General features: G+C 61.5%; 20 protein-coding genes and 1 pseudogene. 8 read left to right on the forward strand and 13 right to left on the reverse strand.

All coding sequences use genetic code 11. From position 1 onward, the window contains the following. The first annotated feature begins 147 nt into the window (after positions 1–147). Entirely contained in the window at positions 148–1275 is a 1128-nt protein-coding gene (locus tag DCM80_RS02910) for an acyltransferase (protein WP_257195667.1), read from the forward strand. Between the two features lie 26 nt (positions 1276–1301). Here the strand turns inward: DCM80_RS02910 and DCM80_RS02915 are convergent, their stop codons facing one another. Together DCM80_RS02915 and DCM80_RS02920 are read right to left on the reverse strand one after the other, a co-directional pair. Continuing rightward, the gene (locus DCM80_RS02915) at positions 1302–2663 is read right to left on the reverse strand and encodes a polysaccharide pyruvyl transferase family protein (RefSeq protein WP_257195668.1); all 1362 of its coding nucleotides are present in this window, start codon (positions 2661–2663) and stop codon (positions 1302–1304) included. Positions 2664–2682: 19 nt separating this feature from the next. Then, the gene (locus DCM80_RS02920; RefSeq protein ID WP_257195669.1) at positions 2683–4140 is read right to left on the reverse strand and encodes a lipopolysaccharide biosynthesis protein; all 1458 of its coding nucleotides are present in this window, start codon (positions 4138–4140) and stop codon (positions 2683–2685) included. Positions 4141–4430: 290 nt separating this feature from the next. Here DCM80_RS02920 and DCM80_RS02925 point away from each other — a divergent pair, with 290 nt between their 5' ends. Then, the gene (locus tag DCM80_RS02925) at positions 4431–5528 is read left to right on the forward strand and encodes a glycosyltransferase family 4 protein (RefSeq protein WP_257195670.1); all 1098 of its coding nucleotides are present in this window, start codon (positions 4431–4433) and stop codon (positions 5526–5528) included. A gap of 19 nt (positions 5529–5547) precedes the next feature. On the opposite strand, the gene DCM80_RS02930 is transcribed toward DCM80_RS02925, so the two are convergent. Genes DCM80_RS02930 through DCM80_RS02945 form a run of 4 tightly spaced genes read right to left on the reverse strand, consistent with a single transcriptional unit; the run spans position 5548 to position 10308 of the window. Continuing rightward, a complete protein-coding gene (locus DCM80_RS02930; RefSeq protein WP_257195671.1) occupies positions 5548–6639 on the reverse strand; it encodes an acyltransferase in 1092 nt (363 codons plus the stop codon). Further along, positions 6636–7742 (reverse strand): acyltransferase, encoded by a 1107-nt coding sequence (locus DCM80_RS02935; RefSeq protein WP_257195672.1) that lies wholly within the window; start codon positions 7740–7742, stop codon positions 6636–6638. The genes DCM80_RS02930 and DCM80_RS02935 overlap by 4 nt, the downstream gene beginning before the upstream one ends. Positions 7743–7751: 9 nt before the next feature. Then, on the reverse strand, positions 7752–9089 hold the full coding sequence (locus tag DCM80_RS02940; RefSeq protein WP_257195673.1) for a hypothetical protein: 1338 nt from the start codon (positions 9087–9089) through the stop codon (positions 7752–7754). A 7-nt stretch (positions 9090–9096) separates the two neighbouring features. Continuing rightward, the gene (locus DCM80_RS02945) at positions 9097–10308 is read right to left on the reverse strand and encodes an acyltransferase (protein WP_257195674.1); all 1212 of its coding nucleotides are present in this window, start codon (positions 10306–10308) and stop codon (positions 9097–9099) included. A gap of 88 nt (positions 10309–10396) precedes the next feature. Between DCM80_RS02945 and DCM80_RS02950 the strand changes: the two genes are divergently transcribed. From DCM80_RS02950 to DCM80_RS02965, 4 genes are all read left to right on the forward strand, one after another. Further along, a complete protein-coding gene (locus tag DCM80_RS02950) occupies positions 10397–10615 on the forward strand; it encodes a hypothetical protein (RefSeq protein WP_257195675.1) in 219 nt (72 codons plus the stop codon). A gap of 285 nt (positions 10616–10900) precedes the next feature. Continuing rightward, a complete protein-coding gene (locus tag DCM80_RS02955) occupies positions 10901–11467 on the forward strand; it encodes a hypothetical protein (RefSeq protein WP_257195676.1) in 567 nt (188 codons plus the stop codon). 32 nt (positions 11468–11499) lie between these two features. After that, positions 11500–13731: a Wzz/FepE/Etk N-terminal domain-containing protein gene (locus DCM80_RS02960; RefSeq protein WP_257195677.1), complete on the forward strand. Its 2232-nt coding sequence runs from the start codon at positions 11500–11502 to the stop codon at positions 13729–13731. A gap of 397 nt (positions 13732–14128) precedes the next feature. Then, on the forward strand, positions 14129–14419 hold the full coding sequence (locus DCM80_RS02965) for a hypothetical protein (protein ID WP_257177961.1): 291 nt from the start codon (positions 14129–14131) through the stop codon (positions 14417–14419). 54 nt (positions 14420–14473) lie between these two features. Here the strand turns inward: DCM80_RS02965 and DCM80_RS02970 are convergent, their stop codons facing one another. Continuing rightward, positions 14474–15904, reverse strand: a complete 1431-nt coding sequence (locus DCM80_RS02970) for an undecaprenyl-phosphate glucose phosphotransferase (RefSeq protein ID WP_306594631.1) — start codon at positions 15902–15904, stop codon at positions 14474–14476. A 575-nt stretch (positions 15905–16479) separates the two neighbouring features. Between DCM80_RS02970 and DCM80_RS02975 the strand changes: the two genes are divergently transcribed. Then, positions 16480–17217, forward strand: coding sequence for a metallophosphoesterase family protein (locus DCM80_RS02975; RefSeq protein ID WP_257197861.1), 738 nt, complete (start codon positions 16480–16482; stop codon positions 17215–17217). Positions 17218–17258: 41 nt separating this feature from the next. Here DCM80_RS02975 and DCM80_RS02980 read toward each other — a convergent pair whose 3' ends face one another. Then, complete coding sequence (locus tag DCM80_RS02980) at positions 17259–17537, reverse strand: hypothetical protein (protein ID WP_257195679.1); 279 nt, start codon at positions 17535–17537, stop codon at positions 17259–17261. Positions 17538–18137: 600 nt separating this feature from the next. On the opposite strand from DCM80_RS02980, the gene DCM80_RS02985 reads away from it, so the two are divergent. Beyond that, on the forward strand, positions 18138–18401 hold the full coding sequence (locus tag DCM80_RS02985) for a hypothetical protein (protein WP_257195680.1): 264 nt from the start codon (positions 18138–18140) through the stop codon (positions 18399–18401). 803 nt (positions 18402–19204) lie between these two features. Here the strand turns inward: DCM80_RS02985 and DCM80_RS02990 are convergent. From DCM80_RS02990 to DCM80_RS03005, 5 genes and pseudogenes are all read right to left on the reverse strand, one after another. Continuing rightward, a complete protein-coding gene (locus DCM80_RS02990; protein WP_257195681.1) occupies positions 19205–19348 on the reverse strand; it encodes a hypothetical protein in 144 nt (47 codons plus the stop codon). A gap of 238 nt (positions 19349–19586) precedes the next feature. Next, a complete protein-coding gene (locus DCM80_RS02995; protein ID WP_257195682.1) occupies positions 19587–19688 on the reverse strand; it encodes an IS3 family transposase in 102 nt (33 codons plus the stop codon). 151 nt (positions 19689–19839) lie between these two features. Next, a pseudogene (locus tag DCM80_RS03000) lies at positions 19840–20403 on the reverse strand (IS3 family transposase); the annotation flags it as partial. A 204-nt stretch (positions 20404–20607) separates the two neighbouring features. After that, positions 20608–20736 (reverse strand): transposase, encoded by a 129-nt coding sequence (locus DCM80_RS31275; protein ID WP_274069661.1) that lies wholly within the window; start codon positions 20734–20736, stop codon positions 20608–20610. 119 nt (positions 20737–20855) lie between these two features. Next, positions 20856–21644 carry an FkbM family methyltransferase gene (locus DCM80_RS03005; RefSeq protein ID WP_257195683.1) on the reverse strand — a complete coding sequence of 263 codons (789 nt, stop codon included), beginning with the start codon at positions 21642–21644 and terminating at the stop codon, positions 20856–20858. Positions 21645–21715: the final 71 nt, after the last annotated feature.

Raw genomic sequence — 21715 nt, forward strand, 5'->3', positions numbered from 1 at the left:
CCGTGCCAATAAAGCAACTGCGATAGCCCTGCCATGAATTCGGCCGGACGGCCGCGATTGCGCCGCATCGACGAACGCTCTCAGCGAACTTGCGTCACAATTCGCCGCTAGACACGGCGATGACCCGCGCAAGGACTCCGAGGCCCGATGGAAGCCAGTGAAGCAAGACGTTTCGTCGTTCTCGACTTCTACCGCTTCGTCGCCGCGCTCGGGGTCTTCATCTTCCACCTGAAGCTGATCGACACGGGCATCTCGCCGGCCTGGAACGGGTCCTTTGGCCTGTTCGTCGACATGTTCTTCATCCTGTCCGGCTTCGTGATCTCCTACTCCTACCCGTCCGACGCGCGTGGCGTGGCTGCCTATTCCCGCTTCATGATCCGGCGTGTCGCGCGGATCTATCCGCTGCACCTCTTGAGCCTGCTCATCTTCGTGGTGCTGATCGGCGTCGGGCTGGAGCGCACCGCCCGCTCGACCCCGCTGGACTTCCTGTACAACATCCTGCTGGTCCAGGCCTGGGGCGTCACCGATCACCTCAGCTTCAACTCGCCGTCCTGGTCGATCAGCGCGGAGTTCTTCTGCTACCTGATCTTTCCGCTCTTGATGCTGTTTGCGCGCAAGGTCCAACCAATGGTGCTCGCCGCAATCGTGGCGGCGCTCTATCTGGTCCTCGCCCATGGCCATCTGCCGATCTGGCAGGAGCGGTCGCAGATGTATGGCGCCAATTTCGACTACGGAATGCTGCGCGCGCTGCCGAGCTTCCTGAACGGAATCCTGCTCGCCATTCTGTTCCGGATGTCGCATCCCTACCGGAGCAAGCGGATGATCATCGCCGGCATCGGCATGTTCGGCGTCTCCGTGCTCGTCCTCAACGTCTTCGCCAAGCCCGACCTCGCCATCCTGCTGTTCTCCTGCGCCATCCTGCTGACGGCGGTCGGCGAAAGTGCCTTCAAGCAGTTTCCGGGCGCCCGCCTGCTCGGCCGGCTCGGTAACACCTCATATGCGATCTACATGCTGCACGACGCCGTTCTCATTGCCGTGTTCAAGCCATTGTGGACCTGGCTCGGACTGCGCCCCGATCAGTTCGGCCTGTACGCCCTGGCATGCTGTGTGGTCCTGACGATCATCGCGGACCGCACCTACGCCTATTTCGAGAATCCCACGCGGCGGCTCATCAATCGCTGGGCCGACACCGGCCTTCCCTCCTCGCGCAAGGTCCAGACGGTGGCCGCCGAGACATCGATGCGGTTCGACAACACCGAGCGGGCGGTCAACTGACCGCCCTGCCGATGACGTGAGTGCGTTCAGGCGACCTTGCCGTCGGCCGCCGGCACGATCCGCATCGCGCTTTCACCCAGCAACGGCGCGATATTGGCGCGGGACAATTCCATGACGTCAGGCAGGGCCTGACGGACCTGCTGGCCGACCGCTTCGTGCGCGCCGAGGAAGTTCAGCAGGAACGTCTCGAAGCTATCGCCGACGAGGAACTGCGACGGCGATAACAAGAGCTGTTCGCTGACGCCAAAGTGCGCGAACAGGCCCTGGAATTTGTCCTGGTAGGTGATCGCCGCGACCGGCGTGCCCTGCCCCAGCGCCGCAATCGCCAGATGCATGCGGCCGGTGATCACGCCGTCGACCAGACCCACCACGGCCTTGATCTCGCCCGCCGACAGCGCCTGATCGACGTGGTGCACGCGATCGCCGAGCACGGGCTCGAGGAGGTCGGCCAGCGGCCGCAGACAATTGTCGTCGGCGATCTCGGGGCGATAGTCGTGTGCCAGCAGCACCCAGCTTGCATCGTGCTCACGAGACAGAAGCTGCATGGCGCCCGCCGCAAGCTCGATCATTTGCCGCAGCTTGGCCGGCTCCGGCTTCTTGAACAACATCGGATGGATGTTGAAGACGAAGACCTTGCGGCCCTGCTCGCGCTGCCGCGCTATCCTGGCCGCGATCTGCTTCACCGCGGCCGTATCCGCCCGCGGCGTCAACATGAACGCCGCATCGGTGACCAGATGGGCGCGCTTCCTGGCGAAATCGTCGAACCGCCGAAGCGATATCGCATCGCGCAGGTTCAGGACCACGCCCGGATCCAGCAGTCGGAACACTTCGCGCAATGCCTTCGCCGGGCGGGAGTTGAAGCTGAAGCCGAGCACGCTGACCTTGGCGCCGAACGCCGCCATCAGATCGGCAACCAGCAGCATGCGCGCGGCATCCACCGGCGAATAGTAGCCGTCCAGCACGTCGGCCCCCAGGATCAGCCCGAAATCCGGCCTGGTGAGCGACAGCTCCTGCGCCACCGTCTCGTAGGAGAACGGCTGTCTCCACAGCTCGAGCGGCTTGAAGCCCATCGCTCGCACGTCCGCGCTGGCGGCTGCGGTCGCGGTCACGATGTAGACCTCGAGATCGGGATAGGCCCGCTTCACCTCTCCGGTGGCCGCTTCGATCATGGCCTCGTCGCCGCGCGACTGATGGACGCTCCAGGGATCGGAGGGGAGCACGACGAGCCGGCGCGGATTGTTGCGCGGCGCGCCGTTGACGCCGACGTCCTTCCGCGCGATCTGCCACCTGCGCAGCTCGAGCAGATCGAGGGCCCACGGCGTATTCTTCGCGCTGTTGAGCCAGCCTCGCAGCTGCCTGCGTACGGGCACGGGGATCAATTGCTTCACGACATCCTCCTCGTCTGCATCAAGCGGTCGCACCGCGCTTCACGACGAAATCGATCAGGGAAAGGACCTGCTTGCGCCAGAGCAGCAGAAGGCCCGTCAGGTAGGTTACACCAAAACAGGACGACAGCAGTCCGATCCGGAAATAGGGGTTCATGCCCGGCGTCGCCTCCCGGCACAGCACGACCGCGCCGTAAGCCAGAACGATCGCACACAGGCAGCCCGCAATGGGACGCAGAAACTGGCCCCAGCTCAGGCCCAGCAGCCGGAGCGCCAGCGCGAATGTCACGGGAGTGACCACGAGCTGCGAGAACGCGAAGATCGTGGCCAGTTGGCCAATGTCGCGCGACGGCAGCAGGAACATCGCCGGCACGACCGTACAGAACTTCAGGATATTGAGCAGAAAGACGTAGTTCGGTTTGCCCAGCGCGCCGAAATAGGCGCTGTTGACGAACTGCACGGTCTGGACCGCGCCGATCAGCATCAACGGCCGCATCACCGCTTCGCTGCCGGCCCATTTCGCACCGAACAGCAGCAGGGAGAACTCCGGCGCGATCGCCGCGAGGAGCACAAAGACCGGAGACCCGACCAGCGCACCGAGGCTGACGCTGCGCAAATAGGCAGCCGCGATGCGGTCCCGCTCGTGCGCGATCCTGGACAATGCGCTGAGCGCGACGTCCATGACCGCCTGGGTGAGCAGCTGCATCAGGATGATGTAGACCCTCGCACCGACCGTATAGATGCCAAGCGCCGCAACGCCATAGAGCGACAGGATGATCATGTCGATGGTGCGAACGATGGCGAAATCCAGCAGCCTGTTCAGCACGACGTGGATGCTGTAGCCCGAGAGCTCGCGGAAACTTTTCATGTCGTGGCCGCGCATCGGCAGCCAGCGCGGCTGGCTCCAGAGCCACAAGCCGCTGATCGCGCTCTGAACGACCACCTGGATCACGAGGCTGAGAGCGCCAAACCCGGCATAGGCGCAGGCGATCCCCACGACGCCGGACACGGCGGTTGCCACCATGGTCCTGACCGCGAGCACGCGAAAATCCATCTGGCGCTTGTAAAGCGCCTCCTGGAACAGGGTCGCGGTCCCGATCGGAAGCGAAAGACTGGCGGCCGTCAGCAGCGGCGCGAGCCCCTGCACGCCGAGCCAACGCTCGATATCCGACGCAAGGAGGACAATCAGAACCGCCAGAAGCGTCGAAGCGGCGAAGGAGCAGAAGAAGGGCAACGTCACGTCGGCGGGCGTGAGCGTCCGTCGCTGGATCAACGCGTCACCGAAGCCGAATTCCGCGATCGAGCTCAACAACAGGAGGATGAAGGCGACGAGCGCGGCGAGGCCGAAATCCGCCGGGTTGAGCAGCCGCGCCAGCACCAGGAACAGGACGAACGACAGCGCCCGGCCGCCCCAATTCTGTGCAAGCGACCAGAACAAGGCAACCACGACCTGATGTTGTTTGCCCGGCGTGACGTTCATCAACAATTCGACCCAATTCCGACAGATCCAACCACAATCGCAGGCTAGATGACGTGGCACGCGATGCTGCCGCGACGTCACCGTCTTCGATCACTGCGGAGCAGTGATTGCTCCGGACATTACGACGGAGTGATGGCAATCAGATGAGTGCCGTCACGTTTCCCATTTAGAGTGGAAGTGAGTTCAAATCGTGGACTACACTCCAATCGACCTTTGCGAAGTGATGCAAGATGGATGCCTTGATGAATTCGCCTGCTCAGCGTTCTCTCCGCAACTCCAGGCGTTTGCGCGTGGCGATCTACGCACCGCATTTTGCGGAATATTCCTACCGGCTCGCATCGGGATTGGCGCATCATTGCGACGTCCGCCTCGTGCTCAACGCCAAGGACGCGAACCAGCAATGGGAACTTGCCGATATCGCCGTGGCCGCGCCCTTCGAGACCCGCGTCCGCGACCTGAGCCTGCGTCGCGGCGGCGCGATCGGCATCCCCGCGTCCTTCATCGACATAATATCGTTTCGTCCGGACGTGATTCATTGTCACGAAGTTCCGGAAATCTACACGTCGAAGCTGATTCAGCTGCTCCGTCCGCTCGGCATTCCCCTAGTGCTGACGGTTCACGATGCGATACCGCATTCGGAAGGTGGCTCCGGCACCTCGCCGCGTGAAGATGCCTGGCGTGGACGCATGCGCGCTGCCGCATCGATCGTCACGACCCACGGCGAAAGCTGCATCGCGGATTTTCGCCGCGCGTCACCTGACTTCAAGGGCGACACGGTTTCCAGCATGCACGGCGTGCTGATGGTTCCGCCGGCAGGAGGCGCGATCGCCGCACCCGAATCCGCGCGCATCCTGTTTTTTGGGCGGATGTGGGCGTACAAAGGCCTCGACGTCTTCATCGACGCGATCGACATGTTGAACCGGCGCGGCGTAGCCCATGAGGCGATCGTTGCCGGCCGCGGCCCGGAGATGACGCGGCTCGGCGCGCGGATGGAGGCGATGCCGACCGTCAAGACGATCAACGCCTATATTTCGCCTGGGGATACCGGGCGGCTGTTTCAATCCGCCACGGTGGTCGCCCTGCCCTACAAGGATGCAACGCAGAGCGGCGTGCTCGCATCGGCCTACGGCAATTCCCGTCCCGTCGTTGCCAGCGCCACCGGCGGCATCCCCGACGTCGTCACCGACGGCGTCAACGGGCTGCTGGTCCCGCCGGGTGACGCCGCCGCATTGGCCGATGCGCTCGAACGCGTGCTGACCTCGAAGCCCCTTGCCGCGACACTGACAGACGGCGCACGCCAGACCGCCGCCGGCATCTTGAACTGGGACCACATCGCCGAGCAATTGCTCGGGTCCTATCACAAGCTCGCCGGCCGTACCGTGAGCTGACGGCGACGGCACGCGCGCCTCAAGCCGATTGCCCGACCTTCAGCGGTCGAAAGAACATGCCCCGGATCGCCCCGTCCAACAGGCGCCTCAGCCTCACCTCGATCAGCTCATAGCTGATCACGCTCGCGACCAACGACAGCACCAGCCCGAGCGCGATGAAGGCAGCCCACAGCAGCCAGCGATCGACGCCGACAGCAACCAGCTTCAGGCCGATCACCTGCAGGGGGAACAGCACGAAGGGATGCACGAGATAGAGGCTGTAGCTGATCTTGCCGACATATTGCAGGGCCGGCGCACTCAGGGCCCTGCCGAGGCCCGACTCCGGGGCAAGCGCCATGCCGAACAGCAGGAAGCCGGGCAGCAGCCCCACGAACGGGTGAAGCAGCACCAGGCTCGCAAACATCGCTGCTCCGCAAGCAAGCCCCGCGATCAAGCCGAGACGCCCCGGAATCGAGATACGAAAGCCGGTGGCGCTGAACAGCATGCCGATGCAGAAGAAGGCCGTGATCGGCCAATGCAGAAGACAGGCGATGCCGAGCAGGATCAGGGGCGCAGTCAGCAGCCTGCCGCCGCTGCGCCACATGGAGAATGTCAGTGCGAACCAGATGTAGAATGCCCATTCGTAGGTCAGCGTCCAGGCATTCTGCTGGGCAATGGGCAGGCCGAGCGCATCCTGCACGAAGAACAGGTTGGCGGTGAAGATGGCGAGATAGCTCGGCAGATCGATGCCACGGAAGAACTTGTAGGCGACGATCGGACCTATCGCGAACAGTGCGAGATGCAGCACGACGAACACCGGCATGATGCGCAGGACGCGATCGAAGAAGAACCGCGGCAGCGACCCATGCCGTACCAGGCTCGCCGGGATCAGAAAGCCGCTGATCATGAAGAACAGCTCGACACCGTGCCCGCCGACATTGATCACCGATTGCAGCCAGGCCCAGAGCGGCGGCAGGAATCCGGGATCCGGGATGTCGTACATGCCGCCCTTCGGCATGTCGTAGAAATGATCCATCAGCACGCTCAGCGCCGCAATGCCGCGCAGCCCCTGGACCGACGGGACGAACGATCCGTCATAGGCCGGGCCCGCCTGGTGCGGAATCCTGGTCACTCTGCGGCCCCTTGGGTGCTGAGCGCAGGCTCGATGACCACCCTCTTTCGGCGCGCCGAGCGGAACCGGTGTCCATAGGCAATACTGGGCTTCTCGACGAACGAGAACGTCATCCAGCTGACGGCAAGCGACAGCGCCAGGGTCAGCAGCAGGAACAGCGACCATCCGAGCGGCCCGTCGCCGAACCAGACGAGCCGGTGGACGAAGACGATCACGAACGGCGACATCAGGTAGACCGAGTAGCTGATCACGCCGACAAAGGCCATCGGACGCCACGCCATTCTCTCGCCGAACACGGCAAAGCCGATGAAGACCAGCGCGGCGCAGACATAGGCCGCTCCGATCGAATAGCTGTAGAAGAAATTCTCGTGATACACGCCGCCGAACCGCCGGTCGGACAGGGTGACGGCGAAGATCGCATACAGCAGCGTGCAGACGGCCACGTGGCTCCATCGCAGCCTCCCGCCGATGACGGTGTCGCGAATGATCTTGCCCAGGAACATCGCCGACAGGTTCAACCCGACCTCCATCACCGAGGAGACCATCCTGCTCTCGACGAAGAGCGCAGCGCTGGTTCCGACCAGCGCGGCCCCAACCACGATCGCCACCGCCGTGAAGCGCTGATTCAGCAGTCCCATCGCGAACAGAATGGTGCATCCGACGTAGAACAGCAGCTCGATCGCCAGGGTCCAATAGAACACCCAGAGGTTCGGGACATTCACGAAGGTCTGCAACATCGTCACGTTCGCAGCGACCTGCCCGAGCGGATAGACCTTCGAGTCCAGCAGATACATCGTCACCAGCCCGATGACGAGCGAGGTCCAATAGGCCGGATAGAGCCGGAAGAAGCGACTGATCGAGAAATCCCGCACCGGCGTGGCGCTGTCGGGAAAGCTGAACGGAATGACGAAGCCGCTGACGAAGAAGAACAGCACCACGCCGAACCGGCCGAAGTTCATATAGTAGCCGAACACGTCGTGGATGGGCCAGTAATAGGCGCCCGTCGGATGCTTTTCGACGATCACCTCGAACACGTGCTGGACCAGGACCGCTAACACGGCAATGCCGCGCAGCGTGTCGATGAATGCGAGCCGTTTATGCATCGTTCGTTCTCACCTGCTTCCGCTCGCCGCCGGCATGTCCGGGCGGAAACCTTCCAATGGCGGCAGCGGCGGCTTCATGACGATTGGCACGGTGTCGCCCGCCCGTGCGGAGGCCGCGCGCCGCGAAAATACCTCGCTGAAGCTCAATGCGATGATCAGGAGACCGGATGCCGGGCCGTAGTTCAGCACCGTGATCGTGAACAGGTTGACGATGAAGATCAGCGTCAACTTGTACACGTCTGTCGCTCCGAACGTTGCCCGGAACACCATCACCATGAACGCGACAAAGGGCAGGCCGAACATCAGGTAGGTCCCGATGTAGAAATTATCGACGGGCACCCAATAAGCCGCGAGCGGCGAGAACAGCTGCTGCGGATAGTTGAAGCAGCCCGCGCCGCAACCGGTCACCAGGCCGACCGGCATGAGCTGAGTCAGGTAGATGAACGGCTTCTGCCAGCTGTTGTTGATGCGATCGAGGATGCTGAAGAGGGTCGAATGCGGCACCGCCGCGGTCCCCGAAGCGACCACGATCATGAAGAACGGCACGAAGATCGAAGCATACGACCACAGCGCGATGGTCCGGATCGCGGGAAAGCGCGATCTCTCCGGCAGCATCCGCACCAACACCAGCAGGATCAAGTAGAGCACGAGGACGATCATGGTCGTCTTGCTGGTGGTCAGCTTGGTGGCATAGATCGCGATGGAACCGAGCAGGAGACACCAGGTGGTGCTCATGCGAATCGACGTGATCGCGAACGACACCAGGATGAAAAAGGCCGCCATGGTGTTGTCGGCCGCAAAGCCCATGAGGCGCTGGTCGTCGCCGCCATAGGCCCACCACAATCGGCCGGCCTCGCGGACTGCGCCGAAGGACTCGTATTTGTAGCCCACCCAGGGCATCAGGTAGAATTTGGTCAGGAACACGCCGATCACCGACAGGTAGAAGGTCACGGCGATGACCGACAGAAGCTTCTTGTATGAGCCGAGGCTCGAGTCGCAGAAGCAGAATCCGACGAACACCGGCAGCATCATCTTGAACGACGAGACCGCTGCGTTGACCGTACCCAGCATGAAATAGCCGAGCACGAGCGACAGCATGATCTGCACCAATACCAGGAGGGCCAGGGTACTGCGATTGCGCAAGATGCAATGGACGAAGAACTGGATCAGGCACAGAATCGCAATGGCGTCGGGCACGTACCAGAGCGCGTTCATGTGATAGATGCTGGTGTAATAGCGGATCACGCCGCCAAAGGCGTCGCGGACCAGATAGGCGCCGAGCGCGATCGCCTCGATGTTGAGGCTGATCAGCGTCATTCTGGGCTGTTGCAGCGCGAGCATCGTCATATGCGGCTCAGTTCGTCAGCCGCGCCGAGCGCGCGGGAGCCCCCGCGAAATCCCGACGGCTTCCGAGCGCATTCCGCATGAACTTGCCGCCGGGAATTTCGATGTAGAGATAAGTGAAGTGCGAAACCGCCAGAACCGCGGCCAGCGAGACCACGAGGTTCAACGTCGCCGGCAGGCCTGCCCAGACCGAATCCAGCGCGGCGATCCGCCCTGCCCCCACGGCCCGCACGAAATACTCGGCGAGCAGCACCACGAGCGCGTGCACCATGTAGATCGAGTAGGAACGTTTCCCGAGCCAGACCAGCGGCCTGGCCACCAGCATCCGCGGCACCATCAGCGCATCCGGAAAGGCCAGCAGGCTGCCGAGGAACACCGCGAACGTCACGGGCGCGAGGAAGGTCGACGCAGGACTGGTCTCCGCCAGGGACACCAGCACGATGCTGGCCGTCATGGCGGCGAATTGCAGCGCGCCCTGAACCGCGGGGCCCGGCCTGGTCGGCAGGCGATCGACGATCCTGACCGTGAGCACGCCTAGAAAGAAGCTGACGAAGCAGCGCAGGATACCGAAGTCGGTCTGAAGCCCGAGGCTCCTCTTGTCGAGCACGAAGATGATGAAGACCAGGCTTCCGACCGCCAGCGCGCCGCAGAGGACGTAGAACAACAGCAGGGAGCGCAGGCGCTGGGCAAAGAGAATAATCAGGCCGAACACCAGGTAGGTGTAGAATTCGACGCTGATGCTCCAGCTGGGCGCGTTCCAGCTGAGATAGTTGATCAAGCCCATCGAATGCAGCAGCAGGACGTTGAGACCGAAGGAATAGGCATTGTTCACTTCGAAGGCCGCGGGCGCGGCCACGATGACGCCCGCCATGACCAGGCTGATACGCAGGAGACGAAACAACAGATTCGCCATCAGCATGACGATGTGCAGCGGATAGACCCTCGCCAGGCGCCGCACCATGAACTCGCGCAGCGAGAAGCGTCCGAACTCGCTTTCGACGTAGCTGAGCGCCATGACGATGCCGCTGAGAACGAAGAACAGATCGACCAGCAACCAGGAGCTTCTGAAGAACGAGCAGTTGATCCACGCATTGTGCGGGAACGCCGCGAGGAACGTCGGCATCAGCAGCAGATGGTGAATCACCACCGACGTCGCGGCGATGCCCCGGATGCTGTCGAGCGGCAGGACATGCGCCTTCTCACGATGAACCAACTCCGTCACATCAACATTCCCAGCTATTGCACCGCAGTACTGTGTATCAGGACTCGCGCGCGTTCAATCTCTGCGATCGCGGACTCGCATTCGGCGCATGACGGTCGACGATAATTTCAACGCTCGCAGTTCGTCCGGACATGCGAGCGCCAAGTTCACGCCACTTTTTTTGTTTGAGACCGCCGCGCATCGGCGCGCAATCAATTCGGCCGGGATCATTGCGAGCATTTGCGTACAAAGTGTGCGCGAAATTCGGCGGTGTTGCGATGCAGGCCCGGCGCACGAGATGATTTTCTGCCGTGAATTATCGCAGTGAAAAATTTTCTCCGTACGGGGAACAATGAAACGCGGCGCGACTTGTGTCGGTTCTGCGACACGCCGGTCCGCGAGTGCCCGACATGTTTTCAAGTTGCAACATTCGTGAGCGCGACATGCCGATCTCGCAGGCATTGTAATCCGTGTCTTTGCAACCGGTGCAAGTCTCAGAGCATCTGTTCGTCATCGACGATCGCGCGTCAGCTTTTGCGCCGCACAAAAAGATGACACAGTTACCTGACAAGTTTCGCCTGTTCTCTCATTGCAACACAAGCAAGGAACACGGATGGGCCGCGGACTAACACGTCGTCATGCACAACCGCGATGGCTATCGACCGTCTTGATAGGTTCTGCGCTGATCGTTTCGAGCGTCGATGCTTGCCGGGCTCAGTGCGTCGAATTTTCGGGCCGTGCCTCGCAACTGGAACTCGACACCTTCGTCAAGTCACCCTCCTCGCTTCTGGAGCGGTTGCGCAATGACAAGGAGAAGCTGAGATTTCAGCTCGCGACCTATCTCGCCACGAATCCGTCGGTGTTGCCGTCGGTGCAGACGCTGATCTCTTCATCGGCCTCGGCCGACCGCTCCTCCATCGGTGCCGCACTGCGCATTGCCGAAGGGAGGTGCACGTCGACGAAGCCGGAGGCTGCACGCAAGATCAGGGATTTCGTGCAGCGGATCGGTGATCTCAACGTGCAAGCAGGTTATTCCGCCGCGGGAGACGACGCCTCTGGCATCCAGATTCAATCGCAAGCCAGGAGTTCGACGCCACCGCCCCGGGGCGGGGCGCTGCTCGACGGCGAATGGAAGACCAAGCTGGCCAATCCCTTCAAACCCGTCCCCCTTCCGAACTGATCAGCGACCGTCAGAGGCAGCGAAGCAAACCAATGTACCAACCCAGAGAACATTTCCAGTCGGGACACCGATTCGGCATCGAATTCGGCGGAGCGGTCCTCAGCTTCGAGCGCGTCACGGACGTCCTGCGCCGGCAATGGCCGGTCATCGCGGCCTGCACCGGAGCTTCGCTGGCCCTGGTGATGGTCTATCTGGCGCTGGCGCAACCGATGTACACGGCGAATGCCCGCATCATGATGGACACGCGTCAGGCACAGGTGCTGGACAAGGACAGCAACGCCAGCAGCGCGCTCATCGACACCGGCTACGTCGACAGCCAGGTCGAGGTCATCAATTCGGACGACCTGATCCTCTCGGTCGTCCGTCGCCTGAAGCTGACGGAGGATCCGGAGTTCAATGGCTCCAATCCGGGCCTGCTGTCCATCGTCCTCGGCAAGGTCATGTCGCCGTTTGGCTCCCGCGAGCCGCCGTCCCAGGAGCGGCTCGAACATGCCGTGGTCGAGACGGTTCAAAAGAGCCTGAGAACCGAGCGCGTCCTGACGACGTATGTCTTGTCGCTGAATTATCGCGCGCGAAGCCCCGACAAGGCCGCCAAGATCGTCAACGCCATCGCCAATGCCTACCTCGTTGGCGCGCTGGAAGCCAAATATCAGTCCACCAAGCGGGCAACCGAATGGCTTCAGCAGCGCAGCATCGAGCTGAGCGAGCAGGCAACCGCCAGCGACCGTGCCGTGCAGACCTTCAAGGCCGAAAACAATATCGTCGGAACCAGCCGCGGCCTGATGTCCGAGCAGCAATTGTCGGACCTCAATACCCAGCTGGTTCAGGCGCGGGCGTCGACGGCCGAAGCCAAGGCCCGGCTCGACCGGATCACCGCGATTTCAGACCAGGACGTCGCACAATCGACGGTGACCGACGCTCTCAACAACTCCGTCATCACCCGCCTGCGCGCGCAATATCTGGATCTCCAGGCCCAGTATGCCGACTGGTCGAGACGCTACGGCAAGCAACATCTTGCGGCGGTCAATCTCGCCAACAAGATGGATGAGCTGCGCAAGAACATCGCCGACGAGCTGCGTCGGATCGGGGACGCCTATCGCAGCGACTATGAGATCGCAAAGAGCCGCGAAGCCTCGCTCGAGAAGAACGTCAAGGAGCTCGTCGCCCAGGCCGGCGATACCGGCCAGGCCGCAGTCAAGCTGCGCGACCTCGAGAGCGCCGCGGACACCTACCGCAACCTCTACAACAATTTCCTCGAGAAGCTGCAGAGCGCGACGCAGAATCAGAGCTTTCCGCTCAGCGAGGCGCGCCTGATCAGCACCGCCACCAAGCCCGAACGCAAGAGCTCGCCGCGCACCGTGCTGGCGCTGGTGGGAGGCCTGGTCGGCGGCCTCTGCCTCGGCTTCGGTGTCGCGTTCGGGCGCGAACTGCTCAGCGACGTCTTGCGGACCCCCGCCGAGGTCGAGGACGAGCTCGGCGTCAAGTGCCTCGGGGTCCTGCCCGACATTCGTCCGCCGACGACGACCGGCGCGTTGCTTTCGACGTCGGCCAAGACAAGCTCGGCCGATCTGTCCCGCTACGTCGTCGATCATCCGTTCTCGCGGTTCGCCGAGACGTTGCGCAACATCAAGGTGTCGATCGACGTTGCGCGCCTGACCCGCGAGATCAAGGTGATCGGCATCGTGTCTTCCCTGCCAAAGGAAGGAAAAACGACGGTGGCGGCCAACTTCGCGCAGTTGATCGCCCTTACCGGACATCGCACCGTCCTGATCGACGGCGATCTGCACACGCGCTCGCTGACCCGAGAGCTTGCCCCCAACGCCCAGAGCGGACTGGTGGAGGCTCTCAGCGATCCGGCGAGCCTCGGCTATCATGTGCAGCGAAGCAAGGAGACGGGCCTGGATTTCCTGCCCTCCGTCGTCGCGTCCCGCATGGTCAATTCGGCCGACGTCATTGGATCGAAGGCGATGGCCGAGCTGCTCAAGGTGCTGAGAGAGCACTACGAGTACATCGTGATCGATCTTGCCCCGGTGATGCCGGTGGCGGACTCCAAGGCCGTCAGCCTCCTGATCGACGCCATGGTCTACGTGATCGAATGGGGGCAGACGACACGAAGCGCCCTACAGGAGTCGGTTTCCGGATCGGAAGTCCTACAGAAGAAGCTGCTCGGCGCCGTGCTCAATCGCGCCAACCCGAAGATGCTCAAGCGCATCGAGGCGTACAAGGGAAAGCACCACAACAGCTACTACGTCGAGCATACCTAGGCAGAGGCGCGGCGCCGCGCCCAGCCGACCTGGAACGACCGCGGGCCCGTTGCCATTTGGCAGCGGGCCCTTTTTCGTGCTTTGCGGAACTGTTGGGTGAAGGCGATCGCGCGCGCCTCGCCTGCGAGACCGGAGCTTGCGTCAAGCCGACCCGGACCTACTCCGGTCTCCGTATTCGTCCGGAATCCACAACTTGCAGTTATTGCTCTAGCCAAAAGCAAGGATTGACGAAGACGGCGACGGCTAGGACAGTGCGCCAATTGGCCAACGTTCATCGATAAGACGCGACAATCCGGTCTTCGACGTCTCAAATGCCGAAACTTTGGGCACCTATCTTTCCGGGTTCTCTGAGGCTACTCTCGGCTCATATTTGTAGTTCCTTTCCGGCGGGCTCGGAATGCTGATCGTCCTCACGATTTTGACCATTTGGGTGCTGCTCAACATCCTGTTCGTGTTGATCGTGGTTCCTCCACGCAAGGCGCGTCGGCAGCCGATGGCGGCGCCGACACTCTCACCCGCGCCCATCGATCCGAGCCGGCGGGAGATCGAGCAGGACGAACCGTTCTCGATCCGCCATGTCATCGTCTCCGTTGCGATGGGGGCTTTCTTCGTGCTGGTGCCGCCGCTGCTCGCCCTGCGGGATGCGATCATGCGGCTCTTCGGCAGGTCGACACGCGACGGAACCTGAGCTCCGGCGCCTGCCGTTTCAGATCATCGGTTAGATCATCGGGCCATTGAGCCGTCAGTAGGCTTCCTGGAACATCACCGCGGACGCCGTGCGGGCCATGATCTTCAGGTCGAGCCAGATGCTCCAGTTGCTGACGTACCAGACGTCGTACTCGACCCGCTTTTCCATCAGATCGATCGTCGGCGTCTCCCCTCTGAACCCGTTCACCTGGGCCCAGCCGGTCAATCCCGGCTTCATGTGGTGCCGGTAGACGTACTTGCTGATCAGCTCGTCGTAATAATTGTCATGGGCCAGCGCATGCGGTCGCGGCCCGACCAATGACATATCCCCGCGCAGCACGTTCCAGAGCTGCGGCAGTTCGTCGATGCTCGTCATGCGCAGGAAACGCCCGATCTTGGTGACCCGGGCATCCCGCTTGGTCGCCTGGGCGATGGTCTCGCCGTTCTCGCAAACGGTCATGGTTCGGAACTTCCAGATCTCGAACGGCCGGCCGTTGAAGCCGCGGCGCGATTGCCGGAATATGACGTTTCCGGGGGAGTCCAGCTTGATCAGCACGGCAACGGTCAGCAGCAGCGGCGTCAGCATCACCAGCGCGAACACGGCCACGCCAACGTCGAGGCAGCGCTTTTGCAGCCGCTCCAGAATGGTGAGAGGCGGCCGCTGGATTTCGACCGCGACGGTTCCACTGACCGGCAGGAAGGGACGGGCCACGAGATCGGCGACCGGGTCGTCCGGCAGCAGGCGTATGGGCTGTGGAACCGCGCGCAAGTACGGCCCCAGCTTGCGAAGCATCGGCAATTCGTTCCAGTCGATCGCAAGCAGATATTCGTCGACGTCGGCCGAACGCGACTGACGGATCACGTCACGAATCTGGCGCTCCCACTGGCCGTCGTCCCGATCGGCTCCGAGCACGAAATGGCGCATCACGTCGAAGCCATTCCTCCGCAGGTCCTTGAAACGGCTCGACGTGAAGTCGAGCGGCTTGAGGCTGAGCAGGATCACCTTGCGGTCGACCAGCCGGCTTCGCGCAAAGCTGGTGCCGAACACCGCCTGCCAGACGAAGCGGAGGCTGATCAGGCCGAGCCCGCCGATCACGGCAAACACGATGACGGTGCCGCGCGACAGATTGTCTGTCGATTTCAGCAGGAAGGCCGCAACGGCAAGGATCGTCAGCGACATCAGCCAGATCATCACCGCCTTTCGAAGCTGCCAGACGACGTTGAGCAGACGGTGGGTGGCATAGACGTCCCGGAAATAGGCGACCGCGACGAACACCACACCGACAAACAACCCTGCTCCCACCGAAGCGCCGTCATTGGGCGAGGCGACCGCTGCGCCGTACAACGAAGCCCCGGCGGCATAGCTCAACAAGATCAGCAGAAAGTCAGCCGCCATGACGACGATCTGAAATGGCCTCTGAAGAGAGCCACCGCGCGTCGACGACAGCGTGTGAGCGTTTTCAGAACCATAAGTTGCAACAGCCATTCGAACCTCTGCTTATCGTAGAGAGTGCCTGACGCTCATCGTGATGCTGAAGACTCGTCACTTCCCCGCACGGAAAGTGTTGGTTGATCGCAGCGACATTGTGGCGCTGCACGCAAAACTTTTGCGGCGCAAGGATCGTATGTCGCGTTGAAATGCGCGGTGAAATTCGTCGCGCTGAAAATGTCGTCACAGTGATGACATAGGAGCGAACGCGTTGCCCTATTTTGAATCAAGTTCCACATCCGGGGCGGCAGCTGATCGTTGCGCGAGCGTCTCGCCGCCCATCTTTCAGGCGACGCAATTGCTCAGGCTCGCCGGGCGGCCCGCGAGAATTTCGATGGATTTCTATCTGGGCGTGCGTCTGGAAATTCGATTCAGGCATGCAATTCTGGCCGAGCGATCATTCGCGTTGCCCGCATGAGCAATCGGCAAAAACTGCCGCGCCCTTCTTTTGGCGTGATCGAGCCGGAGAACAGGGACGCTGCCTCGCCGAATGCACGCTGTTCGTTGCATGGAAGCTCCTGGGGTGCCGGCGACTTGGGAAATTTTTTCGACCACCCGATCGATTGAGCGCCATGATATCTCTCGCCCGACCACGTCCGTCCGTTCCCAAACCGCAATTGCCGGAGGGAGTCCGAATCTATGCGATCTCGGATATTCACGGATGCGCGCATCTGCTCCAGCCCATGTTGCGGGTGATCGACGCCGACGTTGCCCGCAGCCGACCGCGCTACGCGGTCGAGGTCTTCATGGGTGATTACATCGATCGCGGCCCGGATACGCGCACTACACTCGACGTCCTGGTCGAACGGAGCCGTCGTGGAAACGCGGTCTTCCTCAAGGGAAACCACGAGGCGTTCCTCGTCAGCGTGTTCGAGGACCCTTCCCTGTTCGAGGATTGGATTGCCGTGGGCGGCGCCCAGACGTTGATGTCCTACGGGCTCCCACCGCCGGACCTGAAGCGCGACGAGCCCGCATCGATCATGCGCGATCTGATCCGGGCAATGCCCACCGAGCATCTGGAATTCCTCGACAATCTGCGGCTGAGCTTCAGCTGCGGGGACTTCTTCTTCGTCCACGCCGGCGTTCGCCCGGGCGTTCCCCTGGCCGAGCAGGCCGAGCGCGATCTGCTCTGGATCCGCGAAGAATTCCTGCGCAGCGAGCAGCAGTTCGGCAAATATATCGTGCATGGTCACACGCCGGTCCGCAGCGCCGAATTCCTGGCGAACCGCGTCAACATCGACACCGGCGCCTATGCGACCGGCAACCTGACCCTGATGAGTATCCAGGGCAGCCGCATGCTCGCGGTGTGAGTTGACGAGGGTTTGCCCGCTACAGCTGAAGCGCGCTGCGATTAGTTGAGCAGGCCGGGCTTCTCCAGCCCCGCACGCTTTCCAGCCATCCAATCGCTCCAGGCCCGCTCGTGCTTGACGTAGAGCTCCAGCCAACGCTCGCCATGCCCGGCCTGACGGACACGGCGCGCTTCGACAAGGAAGTCAGCGCCGAGGCGGGCGCCTGGATTATCGAGGGCTTCGAACTCGGCCGTCTCCGAGATCGTGAGGCCGACAAGCACGCGTTGTCCCGCGCCATCCACGATGTAGCGCCGGGGCGCGTCCCTCTTCGGCTCGCTCATCTCGCCATGCCCCATTGGTATCAGTGAGATCCCGCGTCCTGCCAGCGCATCGGACGCGGCGCTAAAAGGCTCGCCGGGCGTGGCCGAACGTTGAGGTGGGAGTTGCACCGTCTGTTCGGCGCGCGGCGCCACGGGATGATCTCGCGGGACTTCGCTGGACGCGCCAAGCACGCAACACGTATCCCGAGATGAGTCCGGCACTGAAGATGAAAGTGGAGACGAATGCAGAAGTCATGGGAGTCGCCCTGGATAGTCCGGGCACTTATCAAGAGCGAGCACTGTGTCGACATCATGATTCCTGCCGCCCCCTGGACGCCGAAAGATTGTTCATGCCTGATCTCTCGCGTGCATGCGGCGTAATCTCGCGCGCGGCGATCGCAGCGATCAGAATCACTCCATGACGAAGCACTCTATATAGAAGGACGTCATAGAGAGACGTCCTCGCAGGGCCCGGCCCTCCAGCACCGTTGCCGTCGGGCGAGCCCGACTGCGGTTTCCCGCGAACAGGAAATTTCGGGCCGGCCAGCCGGCCCACGCCCTTGCAACCGTCCGGAACCCGTCGCATTATTTGGCATCGCATTTTACGAGGGATTCAATCCAATGAACTTCCGCGCTGTTATTCCATCGATTGCCCTGGCTGCTCTTGGCCTCGCCGTGACCACCTCGGTTGCGCCGGCCGCCGAACTCGCGCTTGCTCCGTCGCACCGGGCAGCCGCCGTCCAGGGCGGCGTTGTGCTGTGGGATGACGTCTACCCGCCCGCGATCTATGGTCCCCAGCTTCGCCCGGTCGAGGAAGTCGCCGCCCTGAAGGCGCAGGCCCGGCCGGTGTCCCAGCGCTGGTGGGGATATTGGTACGTGCGGTGACGCGCGGGAGCGCTTCGCCAACACTCAAGCGCATCACCCACAAACCGCCGCAATGCCGAGCGTCAGCAGCGGCGGTTTTTCTATGAGTTGATGAGGCGATCTCGCTGGGCAGTAAGAGGGCTCGAAGAGGGAGCTCACGTCCGGATGCGCCTGATCCGCCTGATCCGCCTGATCGATGCGCGCGGAAGGATCACCGGCGGGCTCCATGCAGGAGAAAGCGCCCACATCTGAGCGGCTTATGAGCCACCCGCAGCGCGCGGGGGGCGCCAGTGACAGGATTAAGAACAGGAGATGATCAGGATCGTTACAGGGGTGGATCAGGACTACTTCAGGTCCATCGTCCAGCAGGGGCCGACAGGTAGATGCAGAAAGGGGGTGCATCGCACTTGAGCGGCGAGGATGCTTGATAGCGCCGAAACTAAGCCTCGTTTACAGAAACCTGACTGGCCCGCGCCGAGGCGGAGCCTTGCTCGTTCAATCTTTCACAAGCGGCCCTAAACAGGCATCGCCGTGAAGCTTAGCTACGGGCCAAAAACAGACGTCCACTCTCTTCAAGCGTGCGAGTACAGATAGATCGGGCGAGTTGCCTTCATCATTCCCTCAGATCAACGGCGCGCCTTTAGCCGGATAGCGCCACGAAAATACCGGTTTGAAGGCAAGCCAAACGGGCTGGTTCGCATCTCGAAGCGGTACTTTGCTTAAGACTGTTCCTCCTCCGGCACGACTCAGCACGAGAAGAGCAGGTTATAGCGGGACACTGAACATTGAGCCGCGCCTGCCGTTTGCTGCAGTCACACATGACACTAGCCTTTGCCGCCGTTGATTCTCTTGTCGTACCCATCGCTACGGTCGCCGACATACTTATAGTTGAAGGCATCAACGCAATTGGTGGCGAAGATCAGCAGCAAAACGGCGAGTACTGAAGCAGCAGGTGAATGAATTTTCACGGATCGCCTTCCTACCCAACTCCCCTGCATTTCGACTCAAGCACGCAGAAAATGAACAGCTGCGGCGGTGATCGGGAGTGCCCGGCCTATGTAGCACCTCGGTGACGGCGGACTTGCATCCGTCGGAGAAGCTGGTCCGGAGACTAAGATGGTGTTGCCGATGCGCGGAGCGGCCATGAAAAATAGGTCATACTCGGCTTTCTCGCTGTGAGCTGCTGCCGGTTTGATCGACACTGAGTTAAGCTAATCCCACCTTGCGCTCTAACTCAACTGGTCTGAGATAACCGATGGTCGAGTGCCTGCGGGTCGTGTTGTAGAATCTTTCGATGTAGTCGAACACGTCGGCTCGTGCCTCGTCTCTGGTCCTGTAGGATTGCCCTCCGTCCGTTCGGTCTTGAGCGACGAGAAGAAGCTCTCCATCGCCGCGTTATCCAGACGTTGCCGAAACCGCTCATGCTGCAGATGATGCCGGGGTCGGCCATCAAACGCTGGTACTGCTCGCTGGTGTACTGACTGCCTTGGTCGGAGTGGTGCAACAGTACTTCCGGATTGCCGCGGCGCCAGACAGCCATCAGCAGAGCATCGGTCACCAACTGAGCTGTCATGGCGGCGCTCATCGACCAACCCACCACCCGACGTGAGAACAGGTCGATCACTGCTGCGACGTAGAGCCAGCCCTCCGCCGTCCAGAGATACGTAAAGCCGGCGATCCACTTCTGGTTCGGCCGCTCGGCAACGAACTGCCGGTCAAGGAGGTTCGCCGGCACCGTCTCGAGTTGTCGATCGCCACTATCCTTCGGCAGGCGCCGACGTCGCGGACGTGCCCGCAAGCCTTGCAGGCGCATCAGCCGTTCGATCTGGTGCAGGCCACAGTCCGCCCCATCGGCGAGCAGATCTCGCCACACCCGGCGCGCGCCGTAGGTGCGGTCGTTCGCCATGAAGCTGGCCTTGACCTTGCCGCCGAGTTCCTCGTCGCTGCGGGATCTGGCGTTGGGAGAGCGGTTCAGCCAGGAATGGAAGCCCGACCGCGATACCCCAGCGCATCGCATAGCCATGCCACCGGCCAGATCGTGCGGTGCTTCACGATGAAGATGAACTTCACGTCGCTTCCTTCGCGAAGAAGGCTGCGGCCTTTTTTAGGATGTCCCGCTCTGCCTTCAGCTTAGCGACGTTACGGCGCAGCCGCTCGATCTCTTACTGCTCCGGCCTCATCTGGCCGTGGCCGGGAAAGGCCTGCACAGGGTCGGCGCCGAACTCCTTCACCCATTTGCGCAAAACATTCTCATAACGTCCAGGTCGCGGCCCGCCTGCGCCACCGACACCCCGCGTTCCCGGACCAGCTTGACCCCTTCAATCTTGAATTCGCGACTGAACTTTCGTCTCTTCATCGCCCACCTCCGGCTCCATGAAACACCTAATCTCGGTGTCCATCAAACCGGCAGCAGTTCAGCCGAGGAGTAGGCTGCACCTCCAATCGATCTTACAATGCACAAGTAGGCAGTCAGCGTTAAGATCCGTCTCGAACATACAGGAAATTGGCCGGTCCGTCCTTGTATCGACAGGTGTAGCCCGCGGAACGAAGCGCTTGATCGACAGACTCCGCTCGCTCTTTTCCGCGCGATGACGGGAACAGCATCTCGTCAAACTCGACTAGGACCTGCCTAGGTCGCACGTTAGTTGTCGTCATCTTGAGGAGAACATCAACTTCCGCTCCTTCGATATCCAACTTTAAAAGTGGCAAATCAGTGAGGTTGTACTTTGCGACAAGCTGATCGAGGGTCACACTAGGAACTTCAATGTGATCTGTGTTTGTCGCATAATTGTTCTGAAAATTGATAATCGAATGGCTGACGTGAGCAGGATTGGGAGGCGCGAAGAACTTTAATACGGTGTTCTCTGTCCATAGAGCAGACGGCTCAAGGCGGAGCATATCCGCGCTCAGGCGAGAAAGTGGATATGCGGATATAGGTTGCTTTCCTCCGTCGACATATGCAGTTCGATTTTCGCGGCCCATTTCGGCCTGGATCGCTGTGAAGTGCGCAACCGCTCTAGGTGTGGGATCCACAATAATAACCGTAGCGCTATACTTGGCTGCGAATTCACAGTCAAAGCTGGCGTCTTCGCCTAACCCGCAACTGACAATGGTTGCGCCGTGAAGATCTGGCGAATCCTCGAGTATCCAGCCTCCGTAGCGAGACCCCAGTCGAACGATTTTCGCGACGCCAGGTTCAATTTTGATTCTGGGAGCAAAATACGCGCAGCGCAGACGATGAGAGATTTTTCTAAGCGTGTCCAAGGAAATGAACCTCCGAGCATCCACTACAAATCATACGGGTCGTCGTTAGCGCGAGGGAACGAAAAAAAACT

It is taken from the genome of Bradyrhizobium sp. WBOS08 (assembly GCF_024585125.1).
Lineage (GTDB): Bacteria > Pseudomonadota > Alphaproteobacteria > Rhizobiales > Xanthobacteraceae > Bradyrhizobium > Bradyrhizobium japonicum_B.